Origin of the sequence: Neolewinella antarctica (assembly GCF_011927835.1) — a bacterium.
GTDB lineage: Bacteria > Bacteroidota > Bacteroidia > Chitinophagales > Saprospiraceae > Neolewinella > Neolewinella antarctica.
The window spans coordinates 226,255-246,327 of record NZ_JAATJH010000002.1 but is presented as its reverse complement, the minus strand read 5'-3'; the positions used below and the strand labels follow the sequence as shown (position 1 = coordinate 246,327).

Here is a 20,073-nt window from a genome sequence, read left to right as displayed (position 1 = left end):
CAAAGCCCCGGGCGCAAACCAAAACCCATCAACTAATGAGAACCCACTTAATCCTGGGGCTGCTGCTCCTGTCCGGTAGCCTCCTGGCCACCGCCGTGCCCGTCACCGGCCGCCTGCTGACCGAAACCGGCGAAACCCTCGCCTACGCCACCGCCTCCGTGTACGCCGATACCAACCTGGTGGAAGGGACGGTAACCGGGGAGGACGGCAGCTTTATCCTGAACCTGGAGCCCGGTACGTACGAATTCATCTTCGAATTTTTGGGCTACGGCAAACTATCCGAACGGCGTATAATTAACGGCCCGACTAAACTGGGTGATTTAATTCTGGAGCCCGATGCGGTTACCACCGAAACCATCGAAGTCCGCGCAGAACGCACAACGGTGAGCTTGCAACTGGACAAAAAAGTATTCAATATCGGTCAGGATGCTCTGGCCCGAGGCGGCACCGTGACCGAAGTGCTCGACCAGTTACCGGCGATCACGGTCTCGGCCGATGGTGAAATATCGTTGCGGGGCGACGGCTCGGTCAAGATCCTAATCGACGGCCGGCCAAGCGCCTTGGCGGAAAGTGGGGGGCTGGCGAGCCTCTCCGCCGCAGCCATCGAACGGGTGGAGATCATCACGAACCCGAGCAGCCGCTACGAGGCTTCCGGATCGGCGGGCATCATTAACATCATCCTGAAAAAAGATCCCGAACGGGGTTACGGCGGCACGATCGGACTCACTGGCGGCTTCCCCGCCGACTACCGGGCCGACCTCAACCTAAACTACCGACGGGGAAAATGGAAACTCTACGGAACCGGTGGCCTTCGCTACACCGACTACCTCCGCCGCAGTGAACTTACCCGACGGCAAGATGGAGAAGCCCGCTACGCACGGCTCGATCAAAATAGTCGGGAGGAGCGAAACGACTACGTTTGGAATACCTACTTCGGCTTCGACTACCAGCTTAGTGAAAGGGCCACCCTAACGGCCAGCTACAGTTATAACAGCATCGATAATATCGACGACCAGTTCGTGGACTACCGGTATACAGATACTACCGGCCAGCCCACGGAAACGTGGAAGCAAACAGCTAGCTACCGGGAGCCTTATCGCTACGGCCAGTTCGAAGCATCCCTGGCGAAAGATTTTGCCCAGGAGGGACGTAAACTAACGTTGATCTTTCAGCAAAACGCGTTGAACGAAACAGAAATGAACTCCGTCCTCACCGACCAGACCGTCCCCACCGAAAGAAACATAACCCGCTACGAAACAAGGAACGACGAGATGGGTAGAAACCTGCTCCTACAAGGAGATTACGTACATCCTTTCAGCGACAAAGCAACGGCCGAATTCGGTTTCAGGGGGGATCGCCGCTTTATCGGAGTTGATTATGAAGTAGATGTGCTCCCTGAACTGAACAACGAATTATCGTACATCGAAAGAATCGGCGCAGCGTACGCGCAGTATGCTTACGAGGGCGAATGGATCGGTGTACAGATGGGTCTTCGTTACGAATACACCGAGCAGGAAGTCAACTACCCGGGTAGTCCGGAAGACGATTACCTCCGCATCTACCCCCGGCTGTTTCCGTCCCTCAACCTGAGCTACAAATTTAGTGAGGCGACGCAGGCGCAGTTGAGTTTTAGCCGGCGCATCTGGCGGCCGCGTCAATACCAAATTAACCCCTTCCCTACCGTAGCTGATCCAACCCGTTACACGGTCGGCAACCCGAATTTACTACCCGTCATTAGCGATCGGGTGGAGGTCAACGTGCTGACCAAAACGGACAAGTGGTCGATCACGGCCGCCGTTTACGCTGGAGTGGTGCGGGATTTTCAGTTCTACGTCAACGAAAGACTCGAAGATAATCTCTTCGGTTTGGAGACGGGCACGATCATCAACGGGCCGGTCAACCTCGACGAAGAGTACCGGCTGGGCATGGACGTCAGTCTGAATTACCGTCCGACGGAAGATTTGAATTTCGGACTGGACGTCAACGGGTTTGCCTTCGAGCAGACGGGTTTTTACGAGGGGGAAGACTTAAGCACGTCGCAGTCGGTCGCCTACGCTAGCTTACGGATCGAAGCTACTCTGCCCGGTGAACTGGATTTTACCGGTCGCTTTAGCTATCAGACTCCCTACCGGACGGTACAAACGTTTTGGCTGAGCCGACCGACGTTTACCGGCGCGCTAAGCCGTAAACTCGGGGAGCGCTTCACGGTGACGGGCGGTTTGCGCAGCGTGGGTGGCTATCGGAATGAAGTTGTTCGGCCTGATTTTCGGGTGGAGGGGTCGGGGACTTGGTCTCGGTGGCGGGGGCGGTTTACGGTGCAGTATCGGTTTGGGGGGAAATAGGCGGTAGGCTGGTAGGCGGTAGTTGGGTAGGCGGTAGGCGTTTTGGCCTGAACAACCATTTTTAGTTTATTGCCAGCCTTCTTTTTCCAGGCGCTCGTATTTTGCTTGTACTTGGGCGCGCAGGTTTTCCTGGTAGTCCGCCATCTTTTTGCGGATGTTTTCGTCGGTTGCGCCCAGGATTCTGGCGGCCAGTAGGCCCGCGTTTTTGGCGCCGTCCAGCGCGACCGTGGCGACGGGGATACCGCCCGGCATTTGGAGAATGGACAACACGGAATCCCACCCGTCGATACTATTGCGGGACTTGATCGGTACGCCAATCACCGGCAGCGGCGTCAGACTAGCGACCATGCCCGGTAAGTGCGCGGCCCCGCCCGCTCCGGCGATGACTACCTGCACGCCCCGGCCGGCGGCTTTCTTGGCGTATTCGTAGAGGCGGTCCGGTGTGCGGTGGGCGCTGACGACGGTGACTTCGATGGCGATGCCGAATTCGGTGAGGACCTCGGCGGCTTGGCGCATGATCGGTAAGTCGGAATCGGAACCCATTATTATTGATACCATGTACTTTTCTGTTTAGCCACAAAAACACAAAATCACGGAAAGCCGTATCCGCGTACCTTTTGTATTTCTGTGTTTCTGTGGCCGCAGCCAATTAAAGTGATTTAAATCTCAAAATCCAAAGCCCGCCGCAAAACCGCCCCATCCCGTTCTTCCGCCAGCTTCTTGTAAGCCGTCTCATTAAAGCGGTACAACACCGCCGGCCGGTGAGCCACGTTCTTTTGGCGGCCAACTTCCTCAAGAATACCAGTACGCAAAATCCGGGTACGGAAATTACGCTTGTTGAAAGCTTCGACGTTGAGGACCGTCTCGTAGAGGTGCTGAAGTTGGCCGAGCGTAAATTCTTCGGGGAGCAACTCAAAGCCGATGGGTTGGTAGCGGACTTTGGCGGCGAGGCGTTTGGTGGCCGCGGCGATGATGTCGGCGTGGTCGAAGGCCAGATCAGGCAATTCGTTGGTGGGGAACCACTCGGCTTTGGTGGCGTCGGAGGCGGCGACGGCGGGGTGGTCCTGGAGGTTAACGAGCGAGAAGTAGGCTACGGAGATGACGCGGCCACGGGGGTCGCGGTCGGGGGCGCCGTAGGTGTAGAGTTGTTCGACGTAGAGGTCTTTGACCCCGGTTTCTTCTTCCAGTTCGCGCAGGGCGGCCGTTTCGAGCGTCTCGTCCATGTCGACGAAGCCGCCGGGTAAAGCCCAGCTCCCTTTGTAGGGTTCACTACCCCGTTTGATGAGGAGCAACTTGAGTTGTGCTCCGCCGTCGTAACCGAAGACGACGATGTCGACGGTGACGGATGGACGGGGATATTTGTAGGTTGGCATGGGCTTAGGTTAGGTATTGCGCTAAGATAGGGTGAGCGGTTTTGTTGATATGCGATATTTGATACGCGATTTGCTGCGCAGTACTCCGTGCTCTCGATATTTGATTTCTCGGCTCTGCTCACCGCGCTCGTGCTACCGCGTGTTTTTGATAGATCGGATACGGGCAAAGTACGTTGGAAAGAGATTTTTGGCGCGGCCGCGGGTGCAGTGAAATATGCTTCTTACCAAGATCACAGTCAATACCTCCTAAAATCCTTGCCCCAAATCATTAAAAATCATTGTCCCCCGTTCCCCCACATATTCTTCCAGCAAAGCCAACTTCTGCTCGTACAGCGCCGGACTGAGACCGTAGCCAACCTCGCCCGCTTCCGACCAAAGTTTCCAATTCCGCAGAGCTAACTCCCGGATTGCCGGCAGCTCGGGTAGATCGTAGACCAACTCGCCATCCACGAAAACGGGTGCCAACAATTCTTTGCTCCTCAACTCACCTCCCTGCACCCGCGATGCGCCAGCGAGTCCCGCACTTAGTCGGGGCATCCGTGCCTCCGCTTCCCCTTTTACGTATGCCGACGGATCTTTTGCCACCGGTTGCAACTCATCGTACAGGATGCTCCCGACCGGCTGCCCGGTAGAATTCGTGAACCGCCGCACGTTAAGTTTACCCGGGTTAGAAGTCTTAATCGCCGTCTCCGAACGCTTAATTTTTGGCGTCCAGGAGCCGTCCTCGTTTTGTAGCGCCGCCAACTTATAAACGCCCCCGAGCGCGGGCTGATCTTTTGCCGTGACGAGGTTCGTGCCGATACCCCACACGTCGATTTTGGCACCACGGGCCTTGAGATCCCGGACGGCGTATTCGTCCAGACTATCCGAAGCGACGATCTTTGCGTCGGGAAAACCACCCGCGTCGAGCAGGGCGCGGGACTTGATGGACAGATCGGCCAAATCCCCACTATCCAACCGAATACCGAGCATTTCGTGGCCACGCTCCCGCAGCTTTCGACCCACCTGCATGGCTCTTTTTACGCCCGCGAGCGTATCGTACGTATCCACCAAAAAAGTGCTGTTATTCGGCATCGCTTCCGCGTAGGCCTCGAAAGATTCGAGCTCGCTGGGAAAAGCCATCACCCAGGCGTGGGCGTGGGTTCCCTTGACCGGGATATCGTAGTAGCGGCCAGCCCAAACATTACTAGTCGCGTCGCAACCACCGATGTAAGCAGATCGGCTGGCGGTGAGGCCACCGTCAATGCCCTGGGCGCGGCGAAGGCCGAATTCCAGCACGGTATCGTCACCGGCGGCCTCCTTGATGCGGGCGGCTTTGGTGGCGATCAGGGTGGAAAAATTTATGACCGTGAGTAGCGCCGTTTCCAGGAGTTGCGCCTGGATGAGCGGGGCTTCGATTCGCAGCAGCGGCTCGTGCGGCAGGGCAATCTCACCTTCCGGGACGGCGTGAATGGTTCCGGTGAATTTCATCCGTTGCAGATAATTTAGAAACGGCTCTTTGAAGAGCGGACCACCGTTCATCCCCCTCAGCCGCCCGAGATACTGCACGTCATCCGCCGAGAAATGCAGACCTTTGACGAGCTCGATCGCCAGGGCCAAACCAGCCGCCACCGCGAAATCACCCCCGAAAGGCGCTTTGCGGAAGAACAAGTGGAAGATCGCCTTACGCTCGTGCATCCGTTGCTGATAGTAGCCAGCCGCCATCGTGAGCTGGTACAAATCGGTGAGCATGCCAAAATCCGGACGGTAAACCTGAGACAAGTGGGAAGCGGTCTTCATAGTTAGTTTAAATTTTAAGTAAAGGTAATGAACGTTGGCTTTCCGTGCAAGTGTTCCGCGCAATTGAGGAAATACCGGATTCGCTTCGTCGTGATCTTCCCGCTAATTATGCTAGCGGCCTGCAACTCCGACGACCGCCCGCCCCTGACCATCGCAGCGGCCTCCAGTTTGCGTGGGCCCCTGGAAAAACTAGCTTCCCGCTACGAAGCACGGACGGGAGACGCCTGCCGGATGATCTACGGCTCCTCCGGCAAACTCACCGCCCAGATCATGGCCGGTGCGCCTTACGATCTGTTCCTTGCGGCCGACGCGGTTTATCCCGACAGCCTTTTCCGGGCGGGTTTCGCGCTCGGCCCGCCCCGCACTTTTGCTTACGGACAACTGATCATCTGGTCACTCAATGCGGCGGTTCCGGCGGATACGAACGGCCTCCTAATGTCCACCGTTAAACACGTAGCGCTGCCCAACCCGGCCATTGCTCCGTACGGTGCGGCGGCAAAGAATTACTTGGAACGAGTGGGCCTTTGGCAGCAACTCCAGCCAAAATACGTCTACGGGGAAAGCGTTTCTCAGGCGAGTCAGTTCGTGACCTCCGGGGCGGCGGAACTGGGTTTTACGGCCCTTGCGGTTCCCCTGGGATTACCCGAGAACAGAAGAGGGTCGCACACAATTCTGTCCGGCGAATCAGTTCCGCCAATCGCCCAGACCTTAGTGATCATAAGAAGAGACACGGACGCGCAGCCAGGCACTCAGCGTTTCACAACGTTCCTCCAGACGGCCGAAGCCCGGGCTATCCTTCAGGAATTCGGATATTTGACCGGCGCCGAACCACCCCGCCCGGAATAAACTTAAACCCGTTATCGACTGGTCCCCCATCATCCTCACGCTTCAGCTCGCTACCGTCACGACGGCGCTGCTATTTTTGCCGGCCCTCCCCCTGGCCTGGTGGCTGGCGCGTACGGAAAGCCGGTGGAAACCAGTGGTGGAAGCTTTGGTAAGCATGCCCTTGGTGTTGCCACCAACGGTGCTGGGATTTTACTTGCTGCTGGCCTTTAGCCCAACGACTACGTTCGGGGCGTGGCTGAACGAAACGGTGGGTTTGCGCCTGGCTTTTTCCTTCCCCGGCCTGGTGATCGCCTCCGTCATTTACAGTCTACCCTTCATGGTCCACCCGATTCAAGCCGGGCTGCGCGGCCTACCGAAGTCCATGCTGGAAGCTAGTTACCTGATGGGGAAATCGCGCTGGGAAACCTTGCGGCGCATCGAGTTACCGAACGTCCGGCCGGCCTTACTGGCGGCAACCGTGCTCTCCTTTGCGCACACAATCGGCGAATTCGGGGTGGTGCTGATGATCGGTGGTAATATTCCGGGGGAGACGCGGGTGGCGTCAATCGCGGTTTACGACAAAGTCGAGGCGCTGGATTATGCGGGTGCCAATCAGTATTCGTTGGTGCTCTTCGCACTCTGCTTCGGCATCCTACTATTGGTTTACCTCACTAACGCGCGGTCGCTGCGGCGCACGGTCCTATGATCTCGGTGGATATTCATAAACGCTTGCGGGCGGCGACCGGGCCGCTGGACCTGTCGGTAGCTTTCGAGTTAGCGGTGGGAGAAACGCTGGGGTTGTACGGACCGTCCGGGGTAGGCAAAACGTCGACTTTGCGGATGATCGCGGGCTTGTTGCGGCCGGACGGCGGGCAAATTAGTTTTGCCGGAGAACGCTGGTTTGACGAAAAAACAAACCTCGCCCCGGGCAAGCGTGGGGTAGGTTTCGTCTTTCAGGGTTACGCGTTGTTCCCCCACCTTACCGTGCTGGAAAACCTCCGTTACGCCAGTCGGGATAAGGACGCGCGACTCATCGACGAACTGCTGGAAAGCTTCCAACTTGGGCAGCTGGCCGATAGGCGGCCGACGCAACTGTCCGGTGGCCAGGCGCAACGCGTGGCTTTGGCGCGGACGCTGGTACAAAGGCCACGGTTAATGCTCCTCGATGAGCCATTAAACGCGCTGGATACGGAACTTCGCCAAGAAATGCAGTCTTACCTACTAGAAGCAAAAAGTCGGTTTGGCATCACGACGATCCTCATTACCCACGATCCAACGGAGCTCAAAACTCTGGCGGACCGGGTACTCGTTTTGGGCGAGGGCCAGGTGATTTTTGATGGGTTACCCGGAGATTATTTCCCCCCGGCCGGGGTACTTTCCGCGGAAGTCATTAGCATCAACGTGGATAAAAATGAGCTCACGCTCCGCCTCGGCAACGATCTTTTACGGGTGCCCAGCGCGGGGCGTTCCTTCTTCCCCGGGCAGCGCATTGCGATCGTTTTTACGGAGTCCGGCGTATCTATTTTGCGCTGACGCGGGTGCGGAATTTGGCTGATGCGAGGAAGTGTACTCCGATCAGTAATCATAATCCACCCGTTCATCTTCCTCCACCGGTAAACCGTACCTTTGCGCCCCCTTCAACAAGAAAACGACTGACCATGGCATCCGAAGCCTACGACAAACTCTGGAAACTTATCGGCCTGCGCTACGCCAGCCACCCCTGGCACGGCATTGAAATCGGCTCCCGTGCCCCGGATATCCTAACCTCTTTTATCGAAGTTATTCCGAGCGACACCGTCAAGTACGAGATCGACAAGAAGAGCGGCTTTCTGATGATCGACCGCCCCCAGAAGTTCTCCAACATCGTTCCGGCTCTCTACGGCTTCATCCCCCAGACTTACTGTATGGACGCCGTGGCCGATTACTGCATGAAGCAAACCGGCCGCGAAGGCATTGTTGGCGACGGCGACCCGCTCGACATTTGCGTCTTAACCGAGCGGGAGATTACCCACGGAAACATTATCGTCAAAGCCCGCCCCATCGGTGGCTTCCGAATGCTCGACGGTGGTGAAGCCGACGACAAAATCATCGCCGTGCTCGAAAACGACGAAGTCTACGACAAGTGGCGCGACATCGAAGATCTGCCCCAGTCCATCCTCCGTCGTCTTCAGCATTACTTCCTTACCTACAAGCAACTTCCGAGCGAAGCGCCCAAGTGTGAGATCACCCACGTCTACGGGGCGGAAGAGGCCAAAATCGTGATTCAAGCGAGTCGTAAAGACTACCAGGAGCATTACGGTAACCTGGAAGAAGTTATGTCGAGCACCTTGATGGAAGCGATGCGCCTTGGTCAGCGTCGGGATACTATTCTGGGGGACTTGTAGAAGAGTCTTTGGTCTGTAGTCTTTGGTCTTTGGTCTGTAGTCTAGAGTAGAGACCATAGACCTCAGACCAAAGACCAAAGACCAAAAATCTACATCCCAATAACCGCCCCCTCCGCCAGCACGAACACCCGATCCGCCGCCCGCGCCTTCACCTCCGCGCACCCCGTGAACTCCCCGAAAGCCGGCAGGATACCCGCCGTGGGGCCGAAGAAAAAGGCCGGCAGCTTCAGCGTCGAGCCCGCCGCGTCCACCAATCGAACGCAGGGGTGGATGTGTCCGTAGATGTTATACGTCCCAGTCGGCAATTCATGTTTTTCCAACGGGTGGTGGCTCAGGGCGAGGTTACCCACGACCAGGATTTCCGGCTGCATTTTCATGCAACTTTCCTCGTAGGCCGAGCCCGGTAAAATATCGTGGTTGCCGGGCACGAGCTCGAAGCTGACGTGGTTGTACTCGCACAGGTAGTCGCAAAACATCCGCCACACGTGGTTGTAGTCGCTGTGGAAAAGATCGCCGAGAAAAATAACGCGTTCCGGCTGGCAGTCTTCGATCAGAATGTCTAACCGTTTGAAATTTACGTCCGCTACGCTGCGGGGTACGGCGATGCCCGCCTTGCGAAAGTGAGCACCCTTTCCTAAGTGTAAATCACTCAGCAGCAGCGCTTTCTCCGCCGGCCAGTAGATCGCCTTTTGGGGGTGCAGTAAGAACCGGTTGCCGTGCACGTAGACTTCTTCCATAATCGGTGGCAAAACTAAGTCGGCTACCACGAATTGTGGCTAAAACATCGGTCCGATAAGTGTCGTTTTATTTTCCGAACCCTTTGCTATGCCAACACGAATCTCTCTCCTGAGCTTATTGCTTTTTTTCTCCGCTTTCGCTATGTCCCAGTCCGCCCCGTCGAGCTACGATTTTACCAGCCCTACGTTGGTAGCGGAACTGCCCGATGAACTCGCCGAAATCTCCGGCCTGAGCGTCGCCTACGACCGCCCGGACGAATTTCTGGCCGTGCAGGATGAATCCGGTAAAGTCTATCGCCTCAACGCCGCGGGCCGGGTACTCTGGAGCATAGATTTTTGGAAAGACGGCGATTACGAAGGCATTGAAGTCGTCGACAAAGATATCTGGGTCGTCAAGAGCACCGGTACGCTTTACCACATCATCCGCCCCGGCCAACCGGATCAACGGGTCGAAAAGTATAATACCGCCCTGACCGGCGATAACGACGTCGAGGGCCTCGCCTACGACCGGGCCAACAACCGCCTCCTACTCGCCTGCAAACAAGACGCGGACGACGACGGAAATGCCAAGGACGGCCGCTACATTTTCGCCTTCGACCTCGCCACAAAAACCCTGGCCGACGACCCCGTTTACGGCATTCAACGCACCGCCGTTAATGATTACCTGACCGGAGCAACCTGGTCGGCCAACCACGAGAAACTAACCGCTTTTTTCAGCGCCGAGGAAAAGTACGACCTGGCCCCCTCCGCCCTCGCCATCCAGCCCGGCACGGGAAATCTTTACCTGACTTCTTCGGTCGGTAAAATACTGATGGTCCTCAGCCCCGCCGGCGATATTCTGGAATTACACCGGCTCAAAAAAAGCTACTTCGCCCAGCCGGAAGGCCTCGCGTTTGCGCCCGACGGGACCTTGTACATCAGCACCGAAGCGAAAGGAAAAGCCAAGGCAAGAATATTTAAGCTTGCTCCCGTAGCCAGATAAACTTGTGAGACATATTAATCTCTACCACAAAGGACACAAAAAGCACACAGTAGAGCTACCCTTTGTGTACTCTGTGTCCTTTGTGGTGAAAATTTGGTAAAAGCCCGATGATCAATTAAGCGACTACCTTCACGCCATGCCCAAAAAGGTCCTCATCGTCCGGTTTTCGTCCATCGGCGATATCGTCCTTACTACTCCCGTTATCCGGTGCCTGAAGCAGCAGACTGGGGCGGAGATTCACTTTCTGACGAAAGCACCTTTTGCGGGTATTCTCGAAGCAAACCCTTACGTCGACAAGGTCATCGTCATCAAAAAGGATCTAAAGGAAGTGGCGCGGTCGCTGGTGCAAAGTAAATACGACGGGTGCATCGACCTGCACGGCAACTTACGAACGCTGGAGTTGAAGTGCCGGATTTTGCTCCCCTTCCCACTAACCCGGCACATGCGGCCGCGCCCCCTGATTACTACGTTCGATAAGCTAAATTTCGAGAAGTTCCTGCTGACCAAGCTGAAGATCAACCGGATGCCGGAGGTCCACATCGTCCAGCGCTACCTCGCGGCGGCGGCACCCTTCGGCGTCGTGGATGACGGCCTGGGGCTAGATTATTTTATTCCGGAAAAAGACCGGGTGGACCTCGAAGAGGCGGGTATTCCGACAAAGTACCTAGCCTTCGTCATCGGTGCGGCCCACGCCACCAAACGACTGACCGAAACCCAGATGCGGGCATTTTGTGCAGCGCTCGACCACCCGATCGTCCTGCTCGGCGGACCGGCGGAAAAAGAAATTGGTGCAAGAATAGCTCATGATTTACCCCACGTAACGAACGCCTGCGGGACGTTTAACCTTGCCGGATCGGCCGATGTGGTCCGCCAAGCGACCGCCGTCATCACCCACGATACCGGGTTAATGCACATCGCCGCCGCCTTCCGTAAACCGATCGTGAGTGTGTGGGGTAACACGGTGCCCGCGCTGGGGATGTACCCTTACCTACCGGGGCAGGAAAAAGTGGAAAAAGAAAGGCGGCAGGAGGTACTTGACCTGCCCTGCCGCCCCTGTTCGAAGATCGGTTTTGCGGAGTGCCCCCGGGGGCATTTTCGCTGCATCAAGGACCAGTCCGCATCGGAATTGGCTAGTATTTGCGCCAGTATCCTGAGCGAATAACAGTAAGTTTTACCCTAGCTGGGGTCGAACCGCAGCTCCTCCAGGACGATGCCCGGCCCTTTTTTAGCTACGTAGATGTAGACGCGAAACGAGCCCTTATCCGTCGTCAACGTCCCAATGCAGTACTCCGCATCGTCCGCCTTGGAAGCACCCTGGTGGACTTTACCAAAACTCGTTTTCGTGAAGCCGGCGAAGAACTTTTTGAGCGCCGTGGCGGCGTCGGCCCGGCTGTACACGGCTTCATTATCCAGGATACTCAGCTCCAGGTCGTCACCAATTGCGGCCACCAGTGATTCGACCTTGGCCGCCCCTACGGCGGCACAGACTTCTTCCAGGGAAGCGGGTTTCTGGGCGATGCCCACGGAAGAAGAAACAAAGAGCCCGGAAAGTAGAATGAGTAGCGTTTTCATGGAGATAGGGTTTTTAAGCGTGGTGTTATAAGTACAGTACGGCGAGGGTGGGCCGGAAGCGAACGCGCAGTAAAATGAACTTCAATTAAAGCTTTTCGCGCTCGAATGGTAGATTATGGGTTACGTCGCATTCAGCCAGGAAACGTCTTCGTGGGAAACAGGATTGTGAAGTTAAGGTTAAAGTTCGGGAGGTGGCGACTGCGCTACCCGCCCCCAAAACCACGTACCTTCGCGTGTCCACGTACCCCCGAAAACATGACTTCCAACAAAGCCTTCCTCATCATCCTCGACGGTTGGGGCCTCGGCGCCCGCCCCGCGGACGATGCCCTCGCCCAGGCAAGAACCCCCAATTTCGACCGTATTAACCGCGACTGCCCCCACGCGACGCTCGTCACCTACGGCGAGGAAGTCGGCCTGCCGGAAGGTCAAATGGGCAACTCCGAGGTCGGCCACCTCAACATCGGTGCCGGGCGGGTCGTCTACCAGAGTTTTGCCCGCATCAACAAAGCTATTCGGGAGGGCGAATTGCAACGACTTCCCGTCCTGCAAAACGCGCTACGCTACGCCCGGGAGAACGATAAGAACGTCCACTTCATCGGTCTGGTCAGTGACGGCGGCGTGCATTCGCACATCGACCACTTGCTGCGACTAACGGACATCGCCACCGAGGCGGGTAACGAGAAAATCTTCATCCACGCCTTCACCGACGGGCGCGACGTGGCGCCTACCTCCGGTATGGATTTTCTGAAAACATTGACGGAGCACATTGCGAGCGGCCCCGCCAAACTCGCTTCCGTCATCGGCCGCTTTTACGCCATGGACCGCGACACTCGCTGGGAACGCATCCAGAAAGCTTACGACCTGCTGGTCCGTGGGGTGGGAACACCCACGACGGACGTACTCGCCGCCGTACGGGCCGCCTACGATAGCGGACAAACCGACGAATTTATCGACCCTATTTCCGTGGTCGATCCGGACGGTTCGCGCGTCGCGACCATCGAGCCGGGGGACGTGGTCATCAATTTCAACTTCCGGACGGACCGGCCCCGGCAGATCACACGGGCGCTGACGCAGGAATCTTTCCCCGAACAACAAATGACGCCGGTGCCCGATCTGCACTACGTTTGCCTGACCCAGTACGACGAGAAATTTCGTGACGTAGAGGTGCTCTTCACGCCGGACGACCTGAACCAAACCATGGGCGAGGTAATCGCAAAGGCCGGGAAAACACAGGTCCGAATTGCCGAGACGGAGAAATACGCCCACGTTACTTTCTTCTTTAGCGGTGGCCAGGAAGATGAATTCCCCGGCGAGCGGCGGATTTTGATCGACTCCCCGCGCGACGTGGAAACGTACGACAAGAAGCCGGAAATGGGCGCTTACGGTATCCGCGACGCCATCGTGAAGGACATGCGGGACAACCAGCCAGACTTCATTTGCCTGAATTTCGCCAACACCGACATGGTGGGCCACACCGGTGTTTGGGAGGCCGCCATCGAGGCCGCCGAGGTTGTTGATGGCTGCCTCGGCACAGTCCTGCAGACCGCTACGGCGCTCGGTTACCACGTGCTGGTTATCGCCGACCACGGCAATTCCGACGTGATGCGGACCCCGGAAGGCACGGTGCATACTGCGCACACGACCAACCCGGTCCCGGTTATTTACGTCGGCCCGGATGCGTCCGTTAAGTTGCGTAAAGACGGTAAGCTCGGCGACGTAGCCCCTACCCTACTGGCCTTTATGGGCCTCGAACAGCCGGCCGTCATGGGTGGTCGTTCGTTGTTGGTATAACTCTGCTTCATCCCCATTTCATGGCACCCGCGACCACGCCCTAATTTTGCGTTCCAATAGCTATCGGGACGGGTGCGGGGTAAAATGGGAACGGCAAAGCCGTGAAAAGCCCCAATGCTAGCACCGCACACCGTAACTTTCACCGACGTTTACAGGATTCCCCGCACACCCCTCGCCAATGAATGCTTCCTCCCCCCCCACCCTCGACTGGACGGAACCGCTCCAGACCCTACTGGCCGACCGGTCGCTGACCGACCTCGACCGGCTGGTGGCCGAACAACTTACGCAGGGCGGTGGTGAGCGCCGGGCTGCACCGGACTGGCTCATCGGCGCGTACGTGGACGAGGGTTCCTACGGGGAAATAAATCGCTACGCCAAAGCCGAGATCGAACGCGGGGCCGAGGCACTTTTGTTCCGCCTCTACCGCCAGCCGGACGCGACGACGATCAACAGAATCCTAAAAGACATCGACGCCTCCACGACGGGCCTCCACTGCTCCCTGCGTTACCCCGGCCAGGACCCGGCGGAGTTGTTTCGCGACCTCGTCCGCTACCTGCGCCAGCACGGGTACGACCTGAGTAAAGTCGTGGGCTCGGTTGATTTCGACCCCCTGCTGGACTGGTCGGAACCGCCGTTCCCCCCGCTGGTGCGCTTACTGCGCTTCGTTGCTAAGTGGATGCCCGGCTTTACCGTTCTGCAGGTGAATGCGGCCGGCTTTAACAACGGAACCGACCTGGCGGATACGGAAATAGCCCTTTCCCTGGCGAAAGCCGTTGCTTACCTCAAGACGTTGGAGGCGGCAGGTTATCCGGCCCGGCAGGCTTGCGGGCACCTGAAGTTTGCCCTTTCGGTCGGTACGTCCTTCCACGGCGACGTGGCCAAGTTGCGCGCAATTCGCCGGCTCTGGACAACCGTGCTCAAAGAAGAGTTCGGGGTAACCACGACGGAAGATAAAGTACTTATTTCCGCCCACACCGACGTCACTACGCTCACGAACGACTGGGCGGAAAACCGTAAGCGCTTAAGTCTTCACGCGCACGCCATGATCCAGGGTGGGGCCAACCTGGTTTTCCTTACCCCCTTGGAGCAGGTGGACGATTCCCCAACCGTACGCGCGCGTAATCACGCCACCGACGTACAGAAAGAACTACGCAAAGAATACACTAGCCTGGCTCAGGAACGTGATTTGAAAACCATCACGGACCGGCTCAGCGAGGCCGCCTACGACAATTATCAGCACTTGGTCGAGCAGGGTGGTTTCGCTACCGCCGTAGATCTGTAACTATTTCTCACATTTCCTATTTCAGACAACAGTGCTGGCTTGCGGTACGCCCCGTAGTGGTGGGTCGAGCAGACGGCGCGTAAACATCAACTATGCCCACAATTATCACTACTGATTTCGGCGAAGCACCCGGTCAGGGGATGGTTCAGCAGTACGCACTCACGAACGACCTGGGCAACACGGTTAAGATTACCAACTACGGCGCGCTGGTGACTTCCATTGTCTGTTACGGTGGCGAGATGGTAATCGGTTTCGACAGCTTAGCTGGTTACTTGGAGGGCAACCCTTACTACGGTGCCACCATCGGCCGGTATGGCAACCGCATCGCCGGGGCACAATTCAGTTTAAACGAAGAGCAGTTCGACCTCGTGGCAAATGACAATGGTAACCAGCTACACGGTGGCCCCAAAGGTTTCGATAAGTACGTCTGGACGGCCAGCACCGAAGAAACTAGCCATTACGCTAGCCTCCGATTGACCCACGTTAGCCCGGACGGCGACATGGGTTTCCCGGGTGAGCTTACCGTTCACGTCACCTACACCTGGGACAACGAGAACGCCCTGCGCATTAATTACGAAGCGACCAGCACGAAGGACACCATCGTTAACCTCACCAACCACACCTACTTCAACATCGGTACGGCCGATACCGTGCACGGTTTGGAACTAGTGGTGAGTGCCGACCGCTACGTCCCGGTAAACGAGGCGGGGATACCTTTTGGGGAAACCGAGCCCGTAGTGGGTACTCCCTTCGATTTCACGTCTGCCAAGCCGGTTGGCCAGGACATTGACGCCGACCACCCGCAGATCCAAAGCGCCAACGGTTACGACAACACGTGGGCGATCAATGATTACGACGGCTCTTTACGTCCGTTCGCCGTGCTGTCCGACCCCGCTTCCGGCCGTAAACTATTTTGCTCGACCACCGAGCCGGGCGTACAGGTCTTTACGACCAATTTCGGCTCGGGAGACTACACCGAGCGGGGTGGCAGACCGCTAACGACCCACCGGGCGATCTGCCTAGAAACCCAGCATTTCCCCGACTCCCCCAACCAGGAAAATTTCACCACGCCCCGGCTGAAAGTCGGTGAAACTTACCGGACGACTACTGTTTACCGGTTCGAGTAGCTGACCTTCCGCGCTTACCATCATGACGGAATGCACAAAGTTGGATTTTTTAACACACAAAACACAGAAGAAGCAAAAAGGCACTGAAGGAAGCCTGGCGTTGAATCACCTATTCGCATTTTTATGAGTCTCGGTTTTCCTTTTGTGCGTTTTGTGTCCCCCCTTTTTAGCTGGTTCTACAGTGAAGGATATTCTCCAAGTAAGATCAGCAGGCAACCTAAATTTTCTCCGTGGCAATGGATTTCACCGAGCGGCATCCGCGACGCAAGACTAATGCGAGTATTACCCGCTGGTGTTCCGTCATCATCCCCACCCTAAACGAAGCAAGCACCCTGCCGGTCACCATCGGCCACCTGGCGGCGGAAATGAGAAGTGGCGGCATCGAGGTGATCGTGGCGGACGGCGGCAGCACGGACGGGACGGTTTCCATCGCCCGCGCACTGGGTTGCGTTACCGTGCAGTCTCCCCGGGGGCGGGGGCGGCAGATGAACCACGGGGCAAGTCAGGCCACCGCGCCATATTTATGGTTCCTACACGCGGACACGACCCCACCCGCCGACTGGGTAAGACAACTCAGGAAAGCGGCAACCACCGGAGCGACTGCCACGTTCCCGCTACGCTTCGCGACTAAACGGCGGTTCTCCCTCTTGCACGTCTATGGTTGGCTGAGTGATTTCGACGTGGAGGCTTTTCGTTTTGGGGATCAATCCCTTTTCGTTACCGCCCAAAATTTCCGGTCGGTCGGGGGATACGACGAGGGCATGAGTTTGCTGGAGGACAATGATCTGGTCCGCCGCCTGGGAAAATCCTCGGGCCGGTTAAGCTTACTCGACGGTCACGTCACTACTTCTCCGCGGCGTTACCGGCAACACGGGGTGGCCTTCACGCAAAGTATGTACGTATTTCTCTACCTGGCTTACCGGGCGGGCGCTTCGAACGGGTGGTTACTCCGCCGCTACCAGCGGGCTTTCGGCTAAATAAACGGGGGTAACGCGGACACGGTAGTTCTTCGTCCAGGTAATTTGGTGGTAGCCGGGCGGTAGAAAATCTTGCTCGAACACTTCCGCGTTCGGCTTGATGTAAAAGCTCGTCGGGGGGCAGAGGTGGACAAAGATATTGTCGTCGTGCACGGTGCGGGCGGAATGGTAATGCCCACAGAAAACGTGGACGGGGCTATGGGCCTCCCGGAGGATGCTTTGTAGTCGTTCTGGATTCTTTAGGAAAAAGTTGTTGTCCATGAACGGCTGACCGAGCTTGATCGGCGGGTGGTGCATGATGACGTGGCTGCCGGGTTTGGTGTTGAGGTGATGCTCCAGCCAGACCAGTTGTGCTTGGTCAAATTCCCCGTAGCGCGTGTCGAGGAACAAAAACGATTCACCCTTTAGCTCCATTGCTTGCAGGATGGGCTCGTCCCCCTTCCCGGGCAGGTCGAGGTGGCGGCGCATCATGCTGCGGTCGTCGTGGTTACCGGGGATGAGGTAGTACGGCTTGCCGAGTTGCGCAAGCCTGGGGGCAAGCCATTCGAACACCCACTCTTTCGGCTCGGAGGCACAAAAGTCACCGGTAAAAAAGTAAGCGTCCGGGTCAAATTTCTTGGCATCCGCCAGGACTCGTTCAAAACGTTCCATGACGTCGAGGTCCATCAAGCGTTGCCCCCGGGGTAGGAGGTGGGCGTCGGTAATTTGCGCGATCTTTAACAAGAGAAACTGGTTTTAACGGCTGAGAGGATGGACTGGTGAATGTAACAATTGTTTGCTTGATTCCCGCTTTCATTCATTTAATCATCTCCAACTCAAGCCTATCTGCATTATTGTGTACGGCCGCCAGGTACTGCAGCCGTGTTTTAGTCGCCGGATCCATAGCAGCGAGGATTAAGATTAACGGTGAGCGATCAAACGATTCCTAAATGTAGAATCCGCCCGCCGGAAGAATTCACTGGCATTGTGCTCTTACCGATAACGACTCCATTCTCGGGCGCTTGGAATTTTTTCTTGACCCGCCCGAACACGTCCCGCAATACCGCGACAACTTCACCGGCTTTGACTACTTGCAGCAACTCAACCTCCACCGTCAGCAGCCCGCCGGCGTCCGTATACAGCCAGTAACTTTTGCGGCAAAGGATCGGTGGCGTCTCCGCCGGCTCGATCTCGTCGTCGGTGATCCCAAGATGAGAAAGCACGTTGTGAATCCCGGCCAGTCCACTCCGAATCAGTCGTTTTTGATAGACGCCCGGGTTACCTACTTCCAGGGTAATTGCGGGGATTTCAGCTTCCGCCGCCGCGCCGCGCAGCGTTCCGTCACTCGGTGGATTGTGCACGATCAGCTGCGGGTTTTGCAACATCGCTAACTGCCGCGTCGATTCCGCCGACATGTCCGCACGGATGTAATAACTATTGGTTCGCCCACGGCTGGCCGTGTGCAGGTCGAGAATGTAGTCGAAGTGCTTCACGATCCGCTCCAGGACGCGGTGCGCGTAGAGTTGGCTCGCGTTGCCGCCCTCCCGGCCGGGCATCATGTGGTTAAGGTCCACTCCGTCGGAAAAGAACCGCTGCTGGCGGAAAAACCCGGGTACGTTCACGACGAGTACGCCGATGACCGTCCCCCTGATCTCCTTGACCGGTAAATCATCAAACAGGCGCTGGATGACACGGATACCGTTTAGTTCGTCACCGTGGACGGCAGCCGTCAGGCCCAGCACCGGGCCGTCCGTCAGACCCCGTGCGTACAAAATCGGAATTTTTACGGGCTCACCGAGTCCGTCGGAAATAATCTTAAGCCAGAACCGCTGGGTCGTGCCGGGCTCCACTTTCGCTTCACTAAGGTCCTCGATGATGGGGATAAAATCGTTGTCGCTGATCATTCGCGTAATGCTGAGTTAGCAAGCTGCTGCTTGCGGTAATAAGTAAATATTTCGTCGATCGCTCGCTGAACGACCGGCTGGCCGGATTGCGCCTCCGCCTGGGGGAAGCCACCGATGCTCATGGTGTTGAGTTCGGAAAGAAGGCGTTTGCCGTCGTCGTCTTCCAGCGTATCCATGCCGTAGAAAACAACGCCTTTTTCAAGTAGCGCGGGAGAGATGGCGGCGACCATCTCGGCTTCTTCCGGCGTTATTTCGGAACCGACGGAAGTGCCGCCCTGGGCGACGTTGCAGAGCCATTCGCCCGCGGCCGGTACCCGCAGAGAGGCACCGAGCACCTTACCGTTGACGACTAAAATCCGTTTGTCCCCCTTGCTGACGTTCTCCAGAAATTTCACGGCGAGATAGCCGTCGGTTTCTAATTCTTGTTGATGAGCAGTTAACCAGGCTTGGAGTGATTGGGTTATGCCGTCCACTTCCACTTCGCCGTTGTGCACCTTCGCGATGCCCTTGCCGCCGTGCGCCCGGAGGGGTTTAAGAACCGTTTTGCGCTGATCCGTAAAGGCTAAAACCTCTTCGTCGGATTTGACGAGCGCCATCGGGGCGGAGTATTTTTCCCAGTTGAGTAACCAAGCTTTATCGCCCGTCTCCAGCATGCCGCTGGGGCGGTTGATGACTACGGTGTTCGTATTTTGGTCGAGGTAGTTCATCGCTCTGGCCAGGGCGGGGGCGATTGGGTGGGGCAGCCTTAGCCAGATCAGGTCGTAGTCTTTCGGGTGGAGCATAGTTAGTTGCTCGGCGAATTGTCGGCCGGTCGGATCGAATTCAAATTGCTCCCTCACGGTTATTCCTTGCACCCGCGCCAGCGCCCCTTCCTGAAACAAAGCGGTATTTTGGGCGCTGCCGCGAGATGCCACGTCGACGCGGGAAGAGCGGGGGTCGTTGGCCAGGCACCGGGCCAGGGCGTAGACGGAATTCTGGTCGGAATGCCCGGAATGGTCGGTTAAAATGAGGGTACGCAT

19 protein-coding genes are annotated in these 20,073 nt (G+C 57.0%); 11 read left to right on the top strand and 8 right to left on the bottom strand.

Annotated elements, in window-relative coordinates:
- Positions 1–35: 35 nt before the first annotated feature.
- Entirely contained in the window at positions 36–2,342 is a 2,307-nt protein-coding gene (locus tag GGR27_RS06340; protein ID WP_168036578.1) for a TonB-dependent receptor domain-containing protein, read from the top strand.
- Between the two features lie 66 nt (positions 2,343–2,408).
- Here GGR27_RS06340 and purE read toward each other — a convergent pair whose 3' ends face one another.
- From purE to GGR27_RS06325, 3 genes are all read right to left on the bottom strand, one after another.
- Entirely contained in the window at positions 2,409–2,900 is a 492-nt protein-coding gene (gene purE / locus GGR27_RS06335; RefSeq protein ID WP_168036577.1) for a 5-(carboxyamino)imidazole ribonucleotide mutase, read from the bottom strand.
- Between the two features lie 101 nt (positions 2,901–3,001).
- Entirely contained in the window at positions 3,002–3,715 is a 714-nt protein-coding gene (locus GGR27_RS06330; RefSeq protein ID WP_168036576.1) for an NUDIX hydrolase, read from the bottom strand.
- 246 nt (positions 3,716–3,961) lie between these two features.
- Complete coding sequence (locus tag GGR27_RS06325) at positions 3,962–5,494, bottom strand: nicotinate phosphoribosyltransferase (RefSeq protein WP_245184472.1); 1,533 nt, start codon at positions 5,492–5,494, stop codon at positions 3,962–3,964.
- Between the two features lie 27 nt (positions 5,495–5,521).
- Here GGR27_RS06325 and modA point away from each other — a divergent pair, with 27 nt between their 5' ends.
- The 4 genes from modA (at position 5,522) to GGR27_RS06305 (ending at position 8,703) form a co-directional block, all read left to right on the top strand.
- Complete coding sequence (modA, locus tag GGR27_RS06320) at positions 5,522–6,340, top strand: molybdate ABC transporter substrate-binding protein (RefSeq protein ID WP_168036575.1); 819 nt, start codon at positions 5,522–5,524, stop codon at positions 6,338–6,340.
- Between the two features lie 13 nt (positions 6,341–6,353).
- Complete coding sequence (gene modB, locus GGR27_RS06315) at positions 6,354–7,025, top strand: molybdate ABC transporter permease subunit (protein ID WP_168037273.1); 672 nt, start codon at positions 6,354–6,356, stop codon at positions 7,023–7,025.
- A 5-nt stretch (positions 7,026–7,030) separates the two neighbouring features.
- Positions 7,031–7,852, top strand: coding sequence for an ABC transporter ATP-binding protein (locus GGR27_RS06310; protein ID WP_168036574.1), 822 nt, complete (start codon positions 7,031–7,033; stop codon positions 7,850–7,852).
- A 125-nt stretch (positions 7,853–7,977) separates the two neighbouring features.
- Positions 7,978–8,703, top strand: coding sequence for an inorganic pyrophosphatase (locus GGR27_RS06305; RefSeq protein ID WP_168036573.1), 726 nt, complete (start codon positions 7,978–7,980; stop codon positions 8,701–8,703).
- A gap of 89 nt (positions 8,704–8,792) precedes the next feature.
- Here the strand turns inward: GGR27_RS06305 and pdeM are convergent, their stop codons facing one another.
- Entirely contained in the window at positions 8,793–9,470 is a 678-nt protein-coding gene (gene pdeM, locus GGR27_RS06300; RefSeq protein WP_168036572.1) for a ligase-associated DNA damage response endonuclease PdeM, read from the bottom strand.
- A gap of 58 nt (positions 9,471–9,528) precedes the next feature.
- Here pdeM and GGR27_RS06295 point away from each other — a divergent pair, with 58 nt between their 5' ends.
- On the top strand, positions 9,529–10,422 hold the full coding sequence (locus GGR27_RS06295; RefSeq protein WP_168036571.1) for an SdiA-regulated domain-containing protein: 894 nt from the start codon (positions 9,529–9,531) through the stop codon (positions 10,420–10,422).
- 136 nt (positions 10,423–10,558) lie between these two features.
- Positions 10,559–11,584, top strand: coding sequence for a glycosyltransferase family 9 protein (locus tag GGR27_RS06290; protein ID WP_168036570.1), 1,026 nt, complete (start codon positions 10,559–10,561; stop codon positions 11,582–11,584).
- 14 nt (positions 11,585–11,598) lie between these two features.
- On the opposite strand, the gene GGR27_RS06285 is transcribed toward GGR27_RS06290, so the two are convergent.
- Entirely contained in the window at positions 11,599–11,994 is a 396-nt protein-coding gene (locus GGR27_RS06285) for a DUF4783 domain-containing protein (RefSeq protein ID WP_168036569.1), read from the bottom strand.
- Positions 11,995–12,249: 255 nt separating this feature from the next.
- On the opposite strand from GGR27_RS06285, the gene gpmI reads away from it, so the two are divergent.
- The 4 genes from gpmI (at position 12,250) to GGR27_RS06265 (ending at position 17,171) form a co-directional block, all read left to right on the top strand.
- Positions 12,250–13,785 (top strand): 2,3-bisphosphoglycerate-independent phosphoglycerate mutase, encoded by a 1,536-nt coding sequence (gpmI, locus tag GGR27_RS06280; protein ID WP_168036568.1) that lies wholly within the window; start codon positions 12,250–12,252, stop codon positions 13,783–13,785.
- A gap of 178 nt (positions 13,786–13,963) precedes the next feature.
- Positions 13,964–15,067 carry a methylmalonyl-CoA mutase family protein gene (locus GGR27_RS06275; RefSeq protein ID WP_168036567.1) on the top strand — a complete coding sequence of 368 codons (1,104 nt, stop codon included), beginning with the start codon at positions 13,964–13,966 and terminating at the stop codon, positions 15,065–15,067.
- A gap of 92 nt (positions 15,068–15,159) precedes the next feature.
- Positions 15,160–16,194, top strand: coding sequence for an aldose epimerase family protein (locus GGR27_RS06270; protein WP_168036566.1), 1,035 nt, complete (start codon positions 15,160–15,162; stop codon positions 16,192–16,194).
- Between the two features lie 236 nt (positions 16,195–16,430).
- On the top strand, positions 16,431–17,171 hold the full coding sequence (locus GGR27_RS06265) for a TIGR04283 family arsenosugar biosynthesis glycosyltransferase (RefSeq protein ID WP_245184533.1): 741 nt from the start codon (positions 16,431–16,433) through the stop codon (positions 17,169–17,171).
- Here GGR27_RS06265 and GGR27_RS06260 read toward each other — a convergent pair.
- From GGR27_RS06260 to GGR27_RS06250, 3 genes are all read right to left on the bottom strand, one after another.
- Positions 17,139–17,894, bottom strand: a complete 756-nt coding sequence (locus GGR27_RS06260) for a metallophosphoesterase (protein ID WP_168036564.1) — start codon at positions 17,892–17,894, stop codon at positions 17,139–17,141. The two genes, GGR27_RS06265 and GGR27_RS06260, sit on opposite strands and share 33 nt — an antisense overlap.
- A gap of 191 nt (positions 17,895–18,085) precedes the next feature.
- Positions 18,086–19,054 carry a succinylglutamate desuccinylase/aspartoacylase family protein gene (locus GGR27_RS06255; RefSeq protein ID WP_168036563.1) on the bottom strand — a complete coding sequence of 323 codons (969 nt, stop codon included), beginning with the start codon at positions 19,052–19,054 and terminating at the stop codon, positions 18,086–18,088.
- Positions 19,051–20,073, bottom strand: coding sequence for an ATP-grasp domain-containing protein (locus tag GGR27_RS06250; RefSeq protein ID WP_168036562.1), 1,023 nt, complete (start codon positions 20,071–20,073; stop codon positions 19,051–19,053). Before GGR27_RS06250 ends, GGR27_RS06255 begins: the two co-directional genes overlap by 4 nt.